Annotated in this window: 16 protein-coding genes; all 16 read left to right on the plus strand. The window is 35.1% G+C overall.

Annotated elements, in window-relative coordinates; all coding sequences use genetic code 11:
• Positions 1-27: 27 nt before the first annotated feature.
• The 16 genes from ANASTE_RS08855 (at position 28) to ANASTE_RS08930 (ending at position 18871) form a co-directional block, all read left to right on the plus strand.
• Positions 28-816 (plus strand): MBL fold metallo-hydrolase, encoded by a 789-nt coding sequence (locus tag ANASTE_RS08855; protein ID WP_007050676.1) that lies wholly within the window; start codon positions 28-30, stop codon positions 814-816.
• 9 nt (positions 817-825) lie between these two features.
• Positions 826-1944, plus strand: a complete 1119-nt coding sequence (locus ANASTE_RS08860) for a S1C family serine protease (protein WP_007050677.1) — start codon at positions 826-828, stop codon at positions 1942-1944.
• A 220-nt stretch (positions 1945-2164) separates the two neighbouring features.
• Complete coding sequence (locus ANASTE_RS08865) at positions 2165-3007, plus strand: Rossmann-like and DUF2520 domain-containing protein (RefSeq protein ID WP_039945788.1); 843 nt, start codon at positions 2165-2167, stop codon at positions 3005-3007.
• Between the two features lie 2 nt (positions 3008-3009).
• Positions 3010-3837, plus strand: a complete 828-nt coding sequence (gene panB / locus ANASTE_RS08870; RefSeq protein WP_007050679.1) for a 3-methyl-2-oxobutanoate hydroxymethyltransferase — start codon at positions 3010-3012, stop codon at positions 3835-3837.
• A gap of 12 nt (positions 3838-3849) precedes the next feature.
• Complete coding sequence (panC, locus tag ANASTE_RS08875; protein WP_007050680.1) at positions 3850-4695, plus strand: pantoate--beta-alanine ligase; 846 nt, start codon at positions 3850-3852, stop codon at positions 4693-4695.
• A gap of 9 nt (positions 4696-4704) precedes the next feature.
• Positions 4705-5106, plus strand: a complete 402-nt coding sequence (gene panD, locus ANASTE_RS08880; RefSeq protein ID WP_007050681.1) for an aspartate 1-decarboxylase — start codon at positions 4705-4707, stop codon at positions 5104-5106.
• A complete protein-coding gene (coaBC, locus tag ANASTE_RS08885; RefSeq protein WP_007050682.1) occupies positions 5099-6313 on the plus strand; it encodes a bifunctional phosphopantothenoylcysteine decarboxylase/phosphopantothenate--cysteine ligase CoaBC in 1215 nt (404 codons plus the stop codon). The genes panD and coaBC overlap by 8 nt, the downstream gene beginning before the upstream one ends.
• A 375-nt stretch (positions 6314-6688) precedes the next feature.
• Positions 6689-11941 carry a YDG domain-containing protein gene (locus ANASTE_RS08890; RefSeq protein WP_007050683.1) on the plus strand — a complete coding sequence of 1751 codons (5253 nt, stop codon included), beginning with the start codon at positions 6689-6691 and terminating at the stop codon, positions 11939-11941.
• A 149-nt stretch (positions 11942-12090) separates the two neighbouring features.
• Complete coding sequence (gene thyX / locus ANASTE_RS08895; protein ID WP_007050684.1) at positions 12091-12864, plus strand: FAD-dependent thymidylate synthase; 774 nt, start codon at positions 12091-12093, stop codon at positions 12862-12864.
• Positions 12865-12879: 15 nt separating this feature from the next.
• The gene (gene rlmB, locus ANASTE_RS08900; protein ID WP_007050685.1) at positions 12880-13608 is read left to right on the plus strand and encodes a 23S rRNA (guanosine(2251)-2'-O)-methyltransferase RlmB; all 729 of its coding nucleotides are present in this window, start codon (positions 12880-12882) and stop codon (positions 13606-13608) included.
• A gap of 309 nt (positions 13609-13917) precedes the next feature.
• Positions 13918-14844, plus strand: coding sequence for an aspartate carbamoyltransferase (gene pyrB / locus ANASTE_RS08905; protein WP_007050686.1), 927 nt, complete (start codon positions 13918-13920; stop codon positions 14842-14844).
• A complete protein-coding gene (locus tag ANASTE_RS08910; RefSeq protein ID WP_007050687.1) occupies positions 14837-15271 on the plus strand; it encodes an aspartate carbamoyltransferase regulatory subunit in 435 nt (144 codons plus the stop codon). Before pyrB ends, ANASTE_RS08910 begins: the two co-directional genes overlap by 8 nt.
• A gap of 8 nt (positions 15272-15279) precedes the next feature.
• On the plus strand, positions 15280-16434 hold the full coding sequence (locus ANASTE_RS08915) for a dihydroorotase (protein ID WP_007050688.1): 1155 nt from the start codon (positions 15280-15282) through the stop codon (positions 16432-16434).
• A complete protein-coding gene (pyrF, locus tag ANASTE_RS08920; protein ID WP_007050689.1) occupies positions 16418-17278 on the plus strand; it encodes an orotidine-5'-phosphate decarboxylase in 861 nt (286 codons plus the stop codon). The genes ANASTE_RS08915 and pyrF overlap by 17 nt, the downstream gene beginning before the upstream one ends.
• Complete coding sequence (locus ANASTE_RS08925; protein ID WP_007050690.1) at positions 17269-17967, plus strand: dihydroorotate dehydrogenase electron transfer subunit; 699 nt, start codon at positions 17269-17271, stop codon at positions 17965-17967. Before pyrF ends, ANASTE_RS08925 begins: the two co-directional genes overlap by 10 nt.
• A 1-nt stretch (position 17968) precedes the next feature.
• A complete protein-coding gene (locus tag ANASTE_RS08930) occupies positions 17969-18871 on the plus strand; it encodes a dihydroorotate dehydrogenase (RefSeq protein ID WP_007050691.1) in 903 nt (300 codons plus the stop codon).
• Positions 18872-18891: the final 20 nt, after the last annotated feature.

Raw genomic sequence — 18891 nt, forward strand, 5'->3', positions numbered from 1 at the left:
GAACGCATAGAATTAATAGGAGAATAAATGAAATTTACTAATCTTTTTTCCTCTTCGAGAGGTAATAGTCTGCTTGTGGAAAGCGAAAATACTAAAATTTTGGTTGACGCAGGTCTTCCCGGCAGTACTATAGTAAATGAACTAAAAAAAATAGATGTTGAAATAAGTGATATAGATGCTATTTTGATCACTCACGAACACAGTGATCATATAAAAGGTGCGGGAGTATTGTCCAGAAGGGCGGATATCCCCATATATTTACATAGAGCCGCATGTGATACCGTACTGAAAAAGGTCGGCAGAGTAAAAGAAGAAAATATATACAGAATCGAAGAAGAAATCCCTTTTTACATAAATGATGTTCTTGTAAACAGTTTTTCCATTCCCCATGATGCGGTTGCACCTATAGGGTTTACAATAGATGACGGAAAAACAAAATGCGGAGTTGCAACGGATATGGGAATGATAATGGAAGATGTAATAGAAAATTTAAAAGAATGTAAATTTGTTTTTCTTGAAGCAAATCATGATGAGAATATGCTTAAAAAAGGTTCATATCCGATACATCTAAAGCAAAGGATCTTATCTCCGTTCGGACATTTATCAAATAATGACAGCGGAAAAGTATTAAGTGAGCTCATTAAGGATAAAACTGAAAGGGTAAGACTCGGACATTTAAGCGAAGAAAACAATATAAGTACCATTGCTTATGAAACCGTAAAAAATGTAGCACTCGATAGTGATATCAAAGAGGGCAAAGATTATATCTTAGACGTTGCGAACAGGATCGGTATCAATGGTATCTTAGAATTTTAGGAGGAAAAAATGAGAGAAAAGAGAAGCGGTTTAACTATTTTCTTTTTAGGGCTGATAATCGGAGGCATTCTTTTCGGTTCCGTTGCTTTTTTTGTAACTAATTACAGAATGGAAAAACTAATAGATGAAAAAATCGGTACTGTTTATCAAGGCGGCGGAAACAGCGGAAGTTCATCTTCGGCTACGACTTTAAAATCCAGTACGACGGAAAAAGTTGCTGCAAACGTTACTCCTGCCGTAGTCGGTATCGAAACTACGGAATTAAGTAAAGATATGTTCAATAGAGAGTACGAAAGCAGCGGTGTGGGGACCGGATTTATAGTGGATAAAAATGGAATTATTGTTACAAATCAGCATGTTGTAAGTGGTAATCCAAAACAAATTAATGTTACCTTGAAAGACGGGACCAGCTATGAGGCAAAAGTGGTATTTAAATCTGATACCGTCGACTTAGCCGTAATAAAAATAAATGCAAAGAATTTGCCTGTAGTAAACTTAGGTGACAGTGAAAAAATAAATATAGGTCAGACAGCTATTGCAATAGGAAATCCTTTGGGGCTTACTTTCGAGAGAAGTGTTACTCAGGGGATAATAAGTGCACTCAACAGAAGCATTGCCGTAGATAATAAGACAATAGCCGAAGACCTTATACAAACCGATGCTTCCATAAATGCGGGAAACAGCGGAGGACCTTTATTAAATCTTGCCGGGGAGGTCATTGGTATAAATACCTATAAGATCCAGTCGGGTGAAGGTTTGGGTTTTGCCATACCAATCAATATAGTAAAGCCTATAATAAACCAAATTAAAGAAGAAGGTTCTTTTACTCCTACCGTTATAGGGATAGAAGGTGTGGATAAGGAAATTGCAAGATACTATACAGAAAATGAAAAATTATCTGTAGATAAGGGGATATTGATAGTAGGAGTCGTAAATGGTTCGGGTGCCGCAAAAGCAGGGATAAAAGAAAATGATGTCATTACAAAAGTAGATGGAGTGGAAGTCAATAATATGTTAAAATTCAGAGAACAGCTTTACTATCATAGACCGGGAGAAAAAATAAAAATCACCTATGAACGAAACGGAAAAGCAAATACCGTAGAGGTTGAGTTGAGTAAATCAAAATAATCAAGGAGCAGGATAATCTGCTCTTTTTTTATTTATTAAATAAATATTAATATCTATTTTTTTATTTACAAATATTCCCCTTAGTGCTATTATGTAGGCGGATGGTATTCATTTTGAAACTATACCGTGGTAAATATTTTGTTTTTCATTCTAATTATTAGAATTAAAGCTTTTATCGAAGGAAAGAGACTTTATGGCATCACCGAAAGAGGGTGATAGAATGAAAATAGGATTTATTGGTGCAGGAAAAGTCGGCGTCAGCCTCGGCAAATACTTTAAACTGCACAAAAAAAATGTTTTGGGATATTACAGTAAAAATCCCGACTCTGCACGTGAAGCAGTCAAGTTCACGAATACTGATTGTTTTAGTACATTATATGATATATTAAATTCATGTGATGCATTATTCCTGACGGTCCCCGATAAGGATATCGGCGAAGTTTGGGAAAGTCTAAAAGATTTCGACATTCAAAATAAAATATTTTGTCACTGTAGCGGAGCATTATCTTCCGCAGTCTTTCAAAAAGGTGACCGAGAAGTTTTCGGTTATTCCATTCATCCAATGTATGCTTTTAACGATAAGTATACGTCTTATAAGGATATCTCAAGTGCTTATTTTACAATCGAAGGAAATGAAAAATATTTAGATTTATTTAAATGTTTTTTTGAGAGCATGGGAAATCCAGTCAAAATAATTTCTAAAGATAATAAAAGTAAATATCATGCTTCATGTGTTTACGTGAGTAATTTAGTCATTGCCCTTGTTGATAGAGGGGCTGATTTGCTTACCGAGAGCGGATTTGATAAAAAAGAAGCTATTGATGCTTTAATGCCGCTTTTTATGAACAATGCAAATAATATCTATGAAAGAGGGATAGTTGATTCTTTGACCGGTCCCATAGAAAGAAATGATATTACTACCGTAATGAAACACTTAGATGTATTAAATAATGAAGCAAAAGATATTTATAAATCATTATCATTGGGACTTACAGATATTGCCGGAATAAAAAATAAAGAAAATGATTACGGCAATATGAAGAAACTATTGAAAGAGGAATAAGGATGAAAAATACTGTAACAACTTTTAAAAGTGCAAAAGAAAGTAATGAAAAATTATCTATGCTTACCGCATACGATTATTCCACCGCAAAATTAATGGATGAAGCGGGTATTAACGGGATATTGGTCGGAGATTCTCTTGGAAATGTAGTTCTAGGTTATGAAGATACTTTATCCGTAACTATGGAAGATATGATACACCACGGAAGAGCCGTTGCGAGGGGCGCAAAGAATTCTTTGGTTGTTGTCGACATGCCTTTTATGTCATATCAAACTTCTGTTTACGACGCAGTTAAAAATGCCGGAAGGCTTATGAAAGAAGGACGAGCGGGAGCTGTTAAACTGGAAGGCGGAAAAGAAGTAAGTGAGGCTATAAACGCTATAACAAATGCGGGAATTCCCGTAATGGCACATCTTGGGTTAACTCCTCAAAGTATAAATGCTTTTGGAGGATTTAAAGTTCAGGGGAAGAGTGAAGAGGCAGCAAAAAAATTGATTAATGATGCTAAAGCCGTTGAAGAAGCAGGGGCTTTTGCGTTGGTTTTAGAGTGTGTTCCCGAAAAGCTAGCTAAGCTTATAACAGAGAGTATAAATATTCCGACTATAGGCATAGGTGCGGGGAAATACTGTGACGGACAAATACTTGTATATCAGGATATGCTTGGAATGTTTTCGGATTTTACTCCTAAATTTGTGAAGAAATATGCTGATATAGGAAGTGTAATGAAAGAAGCATTTAAAGAATATAATGATGAAATAAATAAAGGTGTCTTCCCTAGTGGGGAACATACTTATAAAATAGATGATGAAGTAATAGAAAAATTATATTAGGCGGAGAATGAAATGGAATTAGTTCATAAAATAGAAGAAGTTAGAAGTATAGTAAGGTCATGGAAAAAAGAAGGTCTAAGCGTTGGTCTTGTACCTACAATGGGTTATCTTCACGAAGGACATCAAAGCCTGATAAAAAAAGCCGTAGAGGAAAATGACAGAGTCGTTGTAAGTATCTTTGTAAATCCAATGCAGTTTGGGGAAAACGAAGACTTAGAAACTTATCCCAGAGATTTGAATAAAGACAGTAAGCTATGTGAAGAAACAGGTGCGGACTTGATATTCAATCCCGAAGCGGAAGAAATGTATGAAAAAGGTTTTTGTTCTTATGTGGATATGAACGGACTAACGACGGAACTTTGCGGCAAATCAAGACCGATACATTTCAGAGGAGTTATGACAGTAGTAACAAAATTATTTAATATAGTAACGCCGAACAAAGCTTATTTCGGGATGAAAGATGCTCAGCAATTATGCGTCATAAAAAGAATGGTAAAAGATTTGAATATGGATATAGATATTATCGGTTGTCCGATAATAAGGGAAAAAGACGGTCTGGCAAAAAGCTCAAGAAATACATATTTAAGTGAAGAAGAAAGAAAAGCGGCTCTTATTTTATATAAGACGATTTCTCTGGGAAAAGAACTGTTGATTAGTGGAGAAAGAGATGTATCTATTTTGCTTGATAAAATGAAAGAAAACATAAGTAAAGAGCAACTTGTAAAAATTGATTACGTAGAAGCCGTAGATTTGGAAACTGTTGAAAAAATAGATAAAATTCAAGGTAAAGTATTGGTTGCCATGGCTGTTTATATAGGTAAAACCAGACTTATCGACAATTTTACTTTTGAATGCTAGGAGGAATATATGTTACTAAATATGTTAAAGGGAAAAATCCACAGAGCTACGATTACCGAAGCAAAGCTTGATTATGTGGGAAGCATTACAATAGATACAGAACTTTTGGAAAAAGCGGGTATACTCGAATATGAAAAAGTTCAAATCGTAGATGTTAATAACGGAAACAGGTTTGAAACTTATACTATAGCGGGTGAGCGCGGAAGCGGTATGATTTGCTTAAACGGAGCTGCCGCAAGAGAAGTACAGGTGGGAGATAAAATAATTATCATGGCTTATGCTTCCATGACGCCCGAAGAAGTAAAAGATAATCCTCCCAAAGTATTATTCGTAGATGATGATAATAAAATACTTAGGATAACAAGATATGAAAAACATGGTCTTTTGACAGAGGATATGATAAATGAATAAAATATTAGACGGTAAAACCGTAGTGCTTGGAATAAGCGGAAGTATTGCCGCATATAAAATGGCAAATGTGACAAGCATGCTTATAAAGCTCGGTGCAGATGTTCATGTAATAATGACAAAAAATGCATTGAACTTTATAAATCCCATAACTTTTGAGACCCTTACGAACAATAAATGCTTGGTGGATACTTTTGACAGGAATTTTGAATTTCATGTTTCTCACGTATCTCTCGGACAAAAAGCCGATGTTATGCTGATAGCTCCCGCAAGTGCAAATATAATTTCCAAAATGGCAAACGGGATAGCTGATGATATGCTGTCTACTACTGCTTTAGCTGCGACATGTAAAAAAATAGTCGCTCCGGCAATGAATACTCATATGTATAATAATAGAATAACTCAGGACAATATAGAGAAATTAAAAAAATATGATTTTGAAGTGATTGATCCAGTTAAAGGAATACTTGCATGCAGAGATATAGGCGATGGTAAACTTCCGGATGAAGAAACTTTGGTAAATCATATTTTAAGAGAAACTGCATGCTCTAAAGATTTAAAAGGTAAGAAAGTATTGGTTACCGCAGGTGCAACAATGGAAGCTATCGATCCTGTAAGATATATAACCAATCATTCTAGCGGGAAAATGGGCTATGCCATAGCTAAAATGGCAATGCTCAGAGGAGCTGATGTTACATTGATAAGCGGTAACAGTACTGAGGATATCCCTCCTTTTGTTAACTTCATAAAAGTAAAAAGCGCAATGGATATGTTTAAAGCGGTAAAGGAAAATTATAAAGAAATGGATTTTATAATAAAAGCCGCTGCGGTAGCAGATTATACGCCTGTAAATGTAAGTGAAGAAAAGATAAAGAAAAAAGATGATGATATGTTTATCAAGCTCAAACGTACCGAAGATATATTAAAGTTTTTGGGAGAAAATAAACTTAAAAATCAAATTGTCTGTGGTTTTGCAATGGAAACCAGTAATCTGATAGAAAATGCAAAAGAAAAATTGAAGCGGAAAAAAGCGGATATCATAGTTGCCAACAGCTTGAAAGAAGAAGGTTCGGGATTTAAAGGAGATACAAACAAAGTCACTTTCATTACAGAGGATGATATGAAGGCTCTTGATTTAATGCCTAAAGAAGAAGTAGCGGTAAAGTTGATTGATGAGCTTATGGATTTAAAGGATAAAAAAGAGGTTTAAACCTCTTTTTTTTGTGTTTTTTTTATATATTTAAATAATTATAGTTAATTTCAGTAAAATTTTTAAATTATTTGTCAAAAAAGGTGTACTTTTTGTAACTAATTGTCAAACAAAAAAATAAGACAAAATATCTCTTTTTTATTTAATCAATCATTAGGTATGTAACACTTTTGCATACTATTCCCCATATATAATTGCATTAGGTATTATACACCTTTCGTTACAAAAAGTACACTTATTGTAAATTTAATATGATTAAACATCGACGATAAGAAAGGACATAAGTTCTTTATTTTCGTCTTTTAACGTAGTTAGGTAAGATGCATATCTATTTCTAAAATAATACTTATAAAAATAATAAAGGAGAAAAGAGAAATGGACGAATTTAAACCTAAGCGAAGTAAGATTTCAAGAAAAATAATAGGGATGATACTGACTCTTGTTTTAATGTTATGTTTATTCCCATCTTCAAATATTTTTGCCGCTGACAATGCACAGGCAAGCGAAATTGAATATTTGACAAACCAATCCGGATTTGCATTTAATGTTAGAGGTATGCCCGGTAGTTTTAAAACTACTTATTCGGATAGAGGGTATATTTCATATTTAAGGATAACGGACAGTGAAGTAAATAATGCAGCTGCAAGCAGCGGTACAGCAATAAACAGTTTGCCGAATGGCGTGGTTAAACGTAATATCAATGGCGTTACAGGTTTTGATTTGACACAAACGTTATCTTTTACTAATGAAAATAGATATGTTAAAATTCAGTACACATTGACTAATAATACAGGTAAAGATAAATTTGTCGCATTGGGTTCTGGAGCTGATATACAAATCGTAAATAATGACAGCGCTCCGATTTACAGAACAGATACGGGTATACGTATGGCTGAGAGTACCGATGCTTCTTCAAGACAATTTAACTTTGTATGTGAAAAATCATATGGTGTTACAGATGTAGATACATTGTATTACGGACCATATGGTCAGTATCCTGCAAATATGTTTTCCGGAATAAAGACAACAGGTTCTGTTCTTAATATAGACTCCGGTATGTCTTTTGGATGGATAAACAGACTTATTAGGGACGGGGAAACTAAGACGTATTCTGTGCTTCTCGGTATAGGTAGTTCGGCTACACCTCCACAATTAATGCAGGATATTTCTGCGGTTTGTAACGGGGATAAAGTGGACGTTGAAGCACGTTTCAAAGATATAAATGAAAATGTAGAAGATGCGATATACTATGTATTCGATATGGATACGGAAAATGAAACTCCTGCGGAAAAGTTAATCGAAGTTGATGCAACGGGCGAAGTCCAAACTCTTAAAGCGTCCATACCCAAACCTTCTTCATGGCAAGTCGGGGAAGTACATACTGTTTCCGTATGGGTTATGAATACTCCAGGTGCAATGTCTGATATAAAAACTGTTAGGGTTGTAGTTGAAGGTGATGATGAAGTCAGAGAAGCCGAAGAATACTATTTGAGCTTTAACGGCGGTCAAGGGGCTGTCGGTACCGCACCTTCAAGTATAAAGGCTTATGAACAGGATTATGTTACTCTTCCCAATAATACATTTACAAAAGAAAATTGTACTTTCGGCGGCTGGAAGGATAGTGAAGGGAATATCTATCCTGCGGGAACAAAATTTAAAATGCCGAGCAGTGATACGACTTTAACTGCCTATTGGGTAGAGGGAACAGAAAATGCTATGTATACCGTTGAGTATTATAAGCAAAATGTAAAGGATGACAACTATACATTGGCAGAAAGCAAATCCTTTGAGGGTACGGTAGGGGAAACCGTAACGGCTCCCGAAAAGACTTATACGGGATTTGATGAAAATACAACAACAGCTCTTCGTAAGGAAAGCGGAGAAGTGGCGAGCGGACTTCGTCTTAAACGTTATTATGACAGAAAAATGATGAACGTTACATTCAACGGTAACGGCGGAAATGCTTCTCAAGCTTCTGCTTCCGTACGCTACGGCGGTATGCTGGAAATGCCTACAGCTACCAGACAATATTATGCTTTCCAAGGCTGGTATGATTCATTGAATAATCAAGAAGCTAAGTTATACAACAACTTATCTCCTATAACTTCGGACTTGACTTTGTATGCATCTTGGGATGCGGCTTTAGACTTTACAACTCCAAAAGTGAGCGGGACTTACGGGGCTGCAATAAGTAATGTGACTTTGGTTCCTTCAAATGCAGCTTCAAGCGACGCTCCGAACGTTAAGTTTGAAATAGTAAGCGGAAGTCTTCCCGAAGGACTTGAAATGTCCGAAACAGGTGTTATTTCAGGTACTCCTAAAATAGCGACAAACGGAGATATAAATATTCAAGTAAAATGTACTGACTTGGACACAAATTTAACAAAGACTAAACAAGTAACTATAAATATAGCTAAAAAAGAATTGACTGTTACGGGTATAGATATAACTACCGCTCCGACTAAAGTTTATGACGGTACGAATACAATATCAAAAGCAAGTCTTGATGCCGTTTCCGTAACAGAAGTCAGCGGACTTTTAGCGGAAGATCAGATAAGCGCTTCAAGTGTAAAATCTGCAAAATCAACTGGTCTTACAATAAAAGCCACAGCAGGTACATATGACAATAAAAATGCCGGAGAAAATAAAAATTATACGATCACTAAATTCTCTTTAAGCGGTGATAAAGCTGCAAATTATACGATAGCTCCTTATATAGCAGGAAATAATGGTGTGATTACAAAGAGAGATATAACCATAAAACCTACTCCCGATTCTATGGACAGAAATGACGCTGTTCCTGCATTCGGAGTGAAAATAACAAACGGAAGTCTCGGAAAAGGCGATACGATTGCCGACTTGGGTACTCCTGTATTTGAATGTAAAAATGACGCTGGTGTTTCACCTTCAACAGGCGGTGAAATAGGTGACTTTGTATTAAAAATCACATCAATAAATAATCAAAGTTCAAATTATAATATAACTTTGGAAGAAGTAGCATTCAGAGTAAGAGATAAACATACCGTTACTACATCTAAAGCAGGTGACGGAGTGATTACGGCTACTAAAGCTTATGATGAAGATTCTACCGCAATAATAACTTGGGAACCTAAAGATAATTACAGAGTAAAGAGAGTTATAGTTGATGGTGAAGTAAGAGATGATTTGCTTCATGCAGGTCAAATAACTTTTGCGGGTATAAGAGAAGACCATACCGTATTTGTTGAATTTACCAGAGAAGAACTTCCTCCTGTAAATCAGTATTATTCCATCGATACCGTTAAAAAGGGCGGAGATGGTAACTGCAGCATAACAAGTGGATGTACGGTTAAAAAAGGTGACAACAAAACGATCAGCTGGAATGCTGGCGGTGAATATAAAGTAAGTAAAGTTACTATAGACGGTGTTGTCCAAAACAACCCTGATGAAAACGGCGGAAGCATTACATTTAATTCAATAAGTTCTAATCATGACGTACAAGTCGTATTTGAAAAGAAAAGTGCTCCTGCACCAAAAGAAGATTTTTATACTATAACAACGTCTTATGAAGGTGAGGGTTCTATTGATCCAAGTAAGACTGTTAAAAAAGGTTCCGCATGCACGATCAGCTGGAAACCTGCAGGCGGATGGTATGTCGATAAAGTTATAATAGACGGTGTTGAAAAAGAAGGTTTAAGAAAAGGTGAATTTGAAAATATAACTGCGGATCATACTATAAAAGTAATTTTTGCTAAGGATACTCCTACCGGCGGAAACCCTGATCCTGATAATCCGGATGTAGATAATCCAGATATAGATACACCTGATAATCCGGATATTGACAACCCTGATGATAATCCTACTACTGATGTAACTCAAACGTACAGGGTAAATACACAGATAAAAAACGGTGTCGGTGATATTTCTCCTTCCGTAACTGTAAACAAAGGCGAAGATTATACTGTTTCTTGGCATATCGAAACGGGCTATGAAATAGATAGTGTTGAAGTAAAAATGGGTAATGTATTAAAGCCTAATTTGGTAAACGGGAATAAGGTAATACTTACAAATATCACAGATGACTATGATATCATCGTTACTTTAAAACCTGTTGATACTTCTGCCGATCCTGATAATAATAAAGAATCTTTTGATATTATTACAGGTATCAAAGGCGGTGAAGGTACTATAACACCTTCTGCATTAGATGTTGAAAAGGGTACGAGTCATAAAGTAGAATGGTCCGTTGAAGCTGATTATACCGTTCAAAGTGTAATAGTTGACGGTGTAGCGAGAGATGAACTCAGAAACGAAAACAGTGAATATAATATCAACAGTGTTGAAGCGAGTCATTCGGTTTATGTATTCTTATCTAAAGAAAATAAGAATGACGGAGCAAACGATGGAGAAGTTGTAAATCCTGACGGACTTTTGACTGTAACAACGGAAATCGTTGGTAAAGGCAGTATCACTCCAAGTAAAATCGTTGAAAAAGGCGGTAACTATAAAGTTGAGTGGGCACCTGCAGACGGATATGTACTAAAAGAAGTTTACATTGATGGAAATAAGAGTAATCTACCTGTTAACTTCGTTGACTTTAACAATATTTTAGTAAATCATAGCGTAAAAGTAGTATTTGTTAAAGATGATGAAGCACATCTTGATTATATCCCGGGAGAAAAATATCAAATTTCAACCGGAATAGTCGGTGGAAAAGGAAGTATATCTCCAAGTGCGACTTTACAAAAAGATGATGATTATAATGTAGAGTGGAATATTGATGAGGGGTATGTCGTAAAAAGCGTAATAGTAGACGGTGTATACAGAGAAGATTTAAAAAATGTACAGGGAAGTCAAGACTTTAATTCTATTAAAGCGAACCATTCGGTATATGTATATGTGGAAACTAAAGATAATTCTTCAAATAACAAACCGGCTAACAATTTAACCGTATCTACAGAGACTGTCGGTAAAGGCAGCATAACTCCTACAGCAGTTAAGAAAAAAGGCAATGATCATGTGGTTACATGGAAACCTGCAAGCGGTTATGTTGTTAAAGAAGTGTATGTTGATGGTTTAAAAGTTAATCTTTCAGAGGATAAAATAGAATTCAAAGATTTGGCATCAAATCATCATGTAAAAGTAATATTCGTTAAAGAATCGGAAAAAGATGAAATATATCAGCCTTCCGAAAATGACATAAAGGTTGAAACATCTATAATCGGCGGTAAAGGTACTATTACCGGAACTGCCACTCTTAAAAAGGGTGATGATCACACGGTTAAATGGACTGTTGAAAAAGGATATCAAGTAAAGACCATAATAGTTGACGGAAAAGAAAGAAAAGACTTGTTAAACAGTAATTCAATAACATTTAAAGATTTATCCAAAAATCATAAAGTTCAAGTAGTGTTGATGAGTGATGAAGAAGCTGCCGCTCTGGAAAAAGAAAACAATAAAAATAATAGTGGTAAAAAAGATAATTCTTCTTCAAAAGGAACATCTAAAGATAGAAAGAATGAAAATAAAAATAATATAGATACCCCGGATACGTCCGATAATTCAAATGCAGTGATATATGGCTTGATAGCCTTGATTGCTGTTGCAGGATTAGGCGGAACTATCTTTAAAATAAAAAGGGTAAATTAATTTAAACGCCAAACTAAAAAAGACCCTCCCCGATGGGTCTTTTTTAGTGTTTGTTTGGATATATAAGATTACCATTTATTTAAATATGTTTCTTTTAATTTAAAAATAATGTATAATATTATAAGTATTTGAATTTAAAGGAGGAAAATATGAAGAGTGATTTAAAAGTAAGTTTGGTAAGGTATACTCCGGAACCTGTTAAGACTGTGGCAATGGCCGCTAAGTTATGTTATTCTCCTGTTGGTATAGAAGAAATAAGCGAAAAAATGAGTGATGAACAGGCTGAAAAGTTTGTAAAAATGTTAATGGGTTTCAGTCACATGTCTCCTCTCGAACATATAAGTTTTTCTTTTGCTATAGAAGGAGTAAGCAGAACACTTACTCATCAGCTTGTAAGACACAGACTTGCAAGTTATTCTCAGCAGTCACAAAGATATGTCAGTGAGACCGAATTTGATTTTATCGTACCTCCGGCAATAGAAAAAGACGAACAAGCTTTAAAAGCTTTTAATGAAAGTATGGAAATGATACAATCATCTTATGAAAAAATCAGAGACATTCTAACCGAGAATAAAACAAAAGAACTGGTTGAGAAAGAAAAAATGGAAGAAAAATCAGCCAGAAGCAAGGCTGTTAAGCTTGCTAATGAGGACGCGAGATTTGTTCTTCCGGGAGCCTGCGAAACGAAGATCATTACTACAATGAATGCAAGACAGCTGCTTCATTTTTTCGAAGAAAGAACTTGTACCAGAGCACAGTGGGAAATAAGAGGGCTTGCCACGGAAATGTTGAAGCTTGTAAAGGAAGTATGTCCCGTTATATTCGATAGTGCTGGTCCGGGCTGTGTAAGAGGTGCATGTCCCGAAGGTAAAATGAGCTGCGGAAAAGCAAAAGAAATAAAAGAAAAATTTTTGAATTTATAGAGGTAAATTAATTTAATGAGTAATTATGAAAAAGTAATAGGAAGAAATGCGGTCAGAGAAACTTTAAAGGCGGGAAGAAATGTAAATAAACTTTATATAAGCGAAAATCATGATTCCGGTTTGGTAAGTATAATAAAAATGGCAAAGTCAAAGGGGATATCCATTCAAAAGACCAATAACCATAAGCTTGATAGTATGTCGGGTAGCACACACCATCAAGGCGTTCTTGCTCTTTGTTCTCCCGTAGAAACAATTTCGCTCAGAGAGCTTATAGAAAAAATGAATGAAAAGGTCACTAAACCTTTAGTAGTTATCCTAGATAATATAACAGACCCCCATAATGCCGGAGCCATAATCAGAAGCGCATACTGTGCAGGTGCGGACGGTGTTATAATGCAGACAAGAAGAAGCGCTTCTATCGGAGAGGGTATGTATAAATCTTCTGCCGGAGCCATTGAACATATTGATTTATGCGAAGTATCGAATATAGCTCAAACCATAGATACACTTAAAAAAGAAGGCTTATTTGTAGTGGGACTTGATATGAACGGAGAAAACTACTACGATATGGATTATGATATGCCTTTAGCTTTGGTTGTCGGTGCTGAAGGTAAGGGACTTGGTAGACTTATTAAAGAAAAATGTGATTTTATAAGCTCTATTCCTTTAAAAAATGATTTCGATTCATTGAATGCTTCCGTTGCTGCGGGAATAGTTCTTTTTGAAGCTGTAAAAACAAGATAAAACTCTGCTTTTGCGGAGTTTTTTTATTTAATAATTTTTTTTTAATAAAGATTTAAAGTATTTTTAATGATAAGTTATGTAAAATATAAATTGGAAAAATTTATTATTTTATGAAATAAATAAAAAGTATATTTCGTTGACTTTAAGGTCATTATTTTATATAATATTTAAAAATACTTTTAACTTAGCACGAGAGGCTAAAAAGGTTATACTTCGATAAATAAATAGCTTATACCGAAGCTATGCATTTTTTGTAGATACCTAGCCTAAGTGCAGGTATTTTTTTATAAATATCGGAGGTATATACTTATGTTAAAAGGTCGAGATTTGATCGAACCAACAAATTTTACAGTAGAAGAATTAGATGAAATATTTGCGCTTGCTAATGATATTCTAAATGACGAAAAAAAATATGTGGATGTATGTCATGGGAAATTATTGGCAAGCCTTTTTTATGAACCTTCAACAAGAACGAAATTTTCTTTCGACGCTGCGATGTACAGGCTTGGCGGTAATGTCTTAGGATTTTCCGACCCGAATACATCGAGTACTTCGAAAGGAGAATCTCTTGCAGATACTACAGTGGTCGTTTCAAATTATGTAGATATAATCGTTGCAAGACATCCCAGAGAAGGTACAGCAAAATTGATGAGTGAACATTCAAGAGTTCCCGTTATAAATGCGGGAGACGGCGGACATCAGCATCCAACTCAAACGCTTACGGATCTACTTACAATTCAGTATTACAAACACGATTTCAATAATCTAAAGATAGGTGTATGCGGAGACTTGATGTTCGGAAGGACTATTCATTCTCTCGTAAAAGCAATGTCAAGATATGAAAATATAGAGTTTGTCTTTATTTCACCGAAAGAACTTTCAATGCCGGAATATATAAAGGAAGAAATCGAAGGAAAAGCTAAATACTCCGAAACAAATTCACTTGATGAAGTCATTGGAGATTTGGACGTTCTTTATATGTCAAGGGTTCAAAGAGAGAGATTTGTAAATGAAGAAGAATATTTGAGATTGAAAGATTATTTTATTCTTACAAAGGAAAAGCTTGAAAAAGCCAAAGAGGATATGATAGTTATGCATCCTCTTCCTAGGGTAAATGAAATATCTACTGATGTAGACGATGACAAAAGAGCGGTTTACTTTATGCAGGGCAGGCTTGGAATGTATGTAAGGATGGCTTTGATTATGAAGTTATTGGGGGTAGAAGTAGATGATTAATGTTTCTAAATTAAAACAAGGTATAGTTATAGACCATATTAAGGTAAATCATGGATATGAAGTCTTTAAACAACTTAAACTTGATGAAGTAGACGATGTAATAGTTCTTATGAGAAATATACCCAGTCATAAAATGGGTAAAAAAGATATTATTAAAATCGAAACGGACTTAAAGCTTGATTTAACTATACTTGGGCTTATAGACCCTAATATAACGGTAAGTTATATCGAAAACGGAGAAAGAGTAAAGAAGATACAGCCAAGACTTCCCGAAGTAGTTGAGGGGATTTTAAAATGTAAAAATCCGAGATGTATAACTCAGTACGAAAAAGTTGAAAATATCAAGTTTTACTTGGCTAATCCGGAAAAGAAAGAATATAGATGTTCTTACTGCGACTCAAAGACTACTTTGGTAGAAAATAAATAAGGTGGAATATGAAAAAACTGTTTAAAAACGGAGTAATAGTCGATAAGACCAAAACATCAAAAGAAGATGTATTGGTTGTCAACGGAAAAATAGAGCAAATAGGGAAAGATTTAAAATATGATGATGCAGAAATCATTGATTTAAAAGGACAAGCTTTGATGCCTGCATTCATAGATATGCACTCACATTTCAGAGATCCGGGGTATACTTATAAAGAAGATATAGAAACCGGAATGAAAGCAAGTGTAAAAGGCGGCTACAGCGTTGTATGTACCATGGCAAACACTAATCCTATTTGCGATAATAAAGAGGTATTATCTTATGTAAAGGAAAAGTCCGATAAAGTAGGTTTAAATAAAGTAATTCAAATCAGTGCCATAGGTAAGAACCTTGAAGATAAAGAATTTGTAAATATAGAGGAAAACAAAAAATATACCAATTTATTTTCCAATGACGGAAGGACTATATTCAGTTATGATTTTATGGAAGAAGCTTTGAAGAAATCCAAAGAATATGATTTTCATTTATTGACACACTGTCAGCCAGAAGAAGAAATAATAGAAAGAGATATGAAGCTTCTTGAAAAGGTCGGAGGAAATCTTCATGTTTGCCATATAAGTACCAAGAAATCTTTGGAGCTTATAAAAGAAGCAAAAGCCAAAGGACTTGGAGTGACTTGTGAAGTAGGTCCTCATCATCTTTTTGCCGATAGTCTCGATTACAGAGTAAATCCTTCATTTGCGACATATGAGGATAGAATGGCAGTAATACAAGGTATCAAAGATAATAAAATAGATGTACTTGCAACCGACCATGCTCCTCATTCAATTGAAGATAAAGAAAAAGGTGCTCCGGGAATAGACAATATCGAAGTTGCCTTTTCAATGTATTATAAGATATTTAAAGAACATTGTATCAGTATCAACAAATTAAGTGAAATGATAAGTTTTACGCCGGCTAAGAAAATCGGACTCAATAAAGGCTTGATCAAAGAGGGATACGATGCCGACTTTGCCGTGGTAGATTTAGATTATAAAGGTAAGATAAAAAAAGAAGAGTTTATATCAAAATCCAATAACACACCTTTTGACGGATATGATATAAACGGAAAAGTGTTGATGACTTTTGTGGAGGGAGAAAAGAAGTATGAAATTAATAGATAAGCTTTACGAGAGAAGTAAAAAAAATATGGCGGTTTGTCTCGGTCTTGATACAAAGGAAGCATTCCTTCCCGAATATATAAGCGATATGGATATTTCTTTGGGAGAAAAATATTTTTTGTTCAACAAAGCTATAATCGATGCCACAAAAGATATCGTGGCTTGTTATAAAGTACAAATCGCATGTTACGAAGCTTTGGGGATGGACGGACTAAATGCATATCAAAAGACTTTGAAATATATAAGGGAAAATGACGGTATCGTAATTGCCGATATAAAAAGAGGAGATATTTCTTCCACTGCCGCAATGTATGCCGATGGACACTTTAAAGGAGATTTTGAAGCAGACTTTATTACCATAAACACATATATGGGCTCTGATGCAATCAGTCCGTATTTCGATTATTTGAAAAATGGAGATAAAGGGCTATTTGTATTAGTTAAAACATCAAATCCCAACGGACATCAAATTCAGGATTTGGAAACCAAAGAAGATAAGAAAGTATATGAAATAATGGCGGAGTACGTTGATAAATGGGGCGAAGATTTCGTCGGAGAATGCGGATACAGTGCCGTAGGTTCCGTTGTCGGACTTACTTATCCCAAAGAATTCTTGGATGTAAAAAAATATATGCCAAAAGCATTTTTCTTGATTCCGGGATACGGAGCGCAGGGCGGAACGGGCAAAGATATAGCGGAAATCTTTAAAGATGATATCTGCGGTGTAGTGAATTCATCGAGAGGTATTATTTCTGCTCATAAGGGAAAAGTAGAGGATGAGACCTTTACAACTCTTACCGTAAAGGCAGTAAAAGATATGCAAGAGGATATTGGAAAATGGCTATAGTATTATTTAATAAGAAAATTAAAGATGACATTTATATGTTGAAGCTTAAAGGAAAATTTGAAGGAAAAGAAGGACAGTTTTATATGTTAAAACCCAAGAATACTTTTCTTTCAAAACCAATAAGTATTCATGATATTGATAAGGAAGGTATATCATTCCTATATCAGGTAAAAGGAGAAGGGACTAAATATTTTTCTACTTTAAAAGAAGGTATGGAAGTTGACTTGTTCGGTCCGAGAGGCAACGGTTTCGATATAGAAAATATTGATAAGGACGTTACTGTTATCGGCGGAGGAATAGGAACTGCACCTTTATATTATTTGATTAAACAAATAAAGAATAAATATCCAAATAAATACATTAGAGTTTATTTGGGATTTACAAAGGAAGATTATTTGGTTGATGAGTTTAAGAAGATAGCAGATGAAGTAATCGTAGATGTTGGCGGGATAATTACACATCAAGTGGACTTTACAAAAGACGATAAATATTTTTCATGCGGTCCGGATATCATGATGAAAAGTGCTTATGATTTGGCCAGTAAAGAAGGACATGATGTTATCGTGTCTCTCGAAAACAGAATGGCTTGTGCTGTCGGCGCTTGCCTCGGGTGTAATGTAAGAACTTCGGGCGGAAACAGAAAAGTTTGTAAAGACGGTCCTGTCTTTGCGGGAAGCGAGGTATACTAAAATGGATAGACTGAAAGTAAACTTTTTAGGTAAAGAATTTTCTAATCCATTGGTAGCGGCAAGCGGAACTTTTGGTTTCGGGAGAGAATATTCAGAGTTCTTTGATGTAAGTGAAATAGGAGGAGTGTGTTCTAAAGGACTTACTTTGAAACCTCAGCCGGGAAATTCCGGAAACAGGATTTGGGAATCTCCAAGCGGGGTGATAAACAGTATAGGACTGGAAAATCCCGGAGTAAGAAGCTTTTTAATAAAGGATTTACCTTATATGAATAAGCTTGGAACAAGGGTGATTGTAAATTACGGAGCCCACAGCACAGAGGACTTCTTGGAAGGTATCGAACTTTTAAATAAAGAAGAACTTGATTTTATTGAACTGAATATATCATGTCCAAATGTTAAAGAAGGCGGTATGGCTTTTTGTATGGATAATAAGAGTGCTTATGATATAACAAAAGCGGTAAAAGAAAAATCCGTACATCCAATCATAGTGAAGCTTTCTCCAAACGCTCCGAGTATTGTTGAAGTTGCTAAAGCCGTTGAATCTGCAGGGGCTGACGCTGTAAGTCTTACAAATACTTTTTTGGCTATGGCAATAGATATAAATAAGAAAAAACCTGTCTTTGATAATGTATATGCCGGTCTTTCCGGATCTGCAATAAAACCCATTGCACTCAGAATGGTTCATCAAGTGGCTAAAGAAATAGAAATACCTATTTTGTCTTACGGCGGTGTAAGCAATTATATGGACGCACTAGAATTCATAATGGCGGGTTCGACTCTTGTCGGAGTGGGAAGTGCAATATTTGCAGATCCTACAGTAATGATAGATATAAAAAAAGACTTGGAAGAATATTTAATAAGAAATAATATAGATAATATAAGTGAATTGATTGGGATAGTATAAGAAAGGTAAGGTATATATAA

This window comes from Anaerofustis stercorihominis DSM 17244, from assembly GCF_000154825.1.
GTDB lineage: Bacteria > Bacillota > Clostridia > Eubacteriales > Anaerofustaceae > Anaerofustis > Anaerofustis stercorihominis.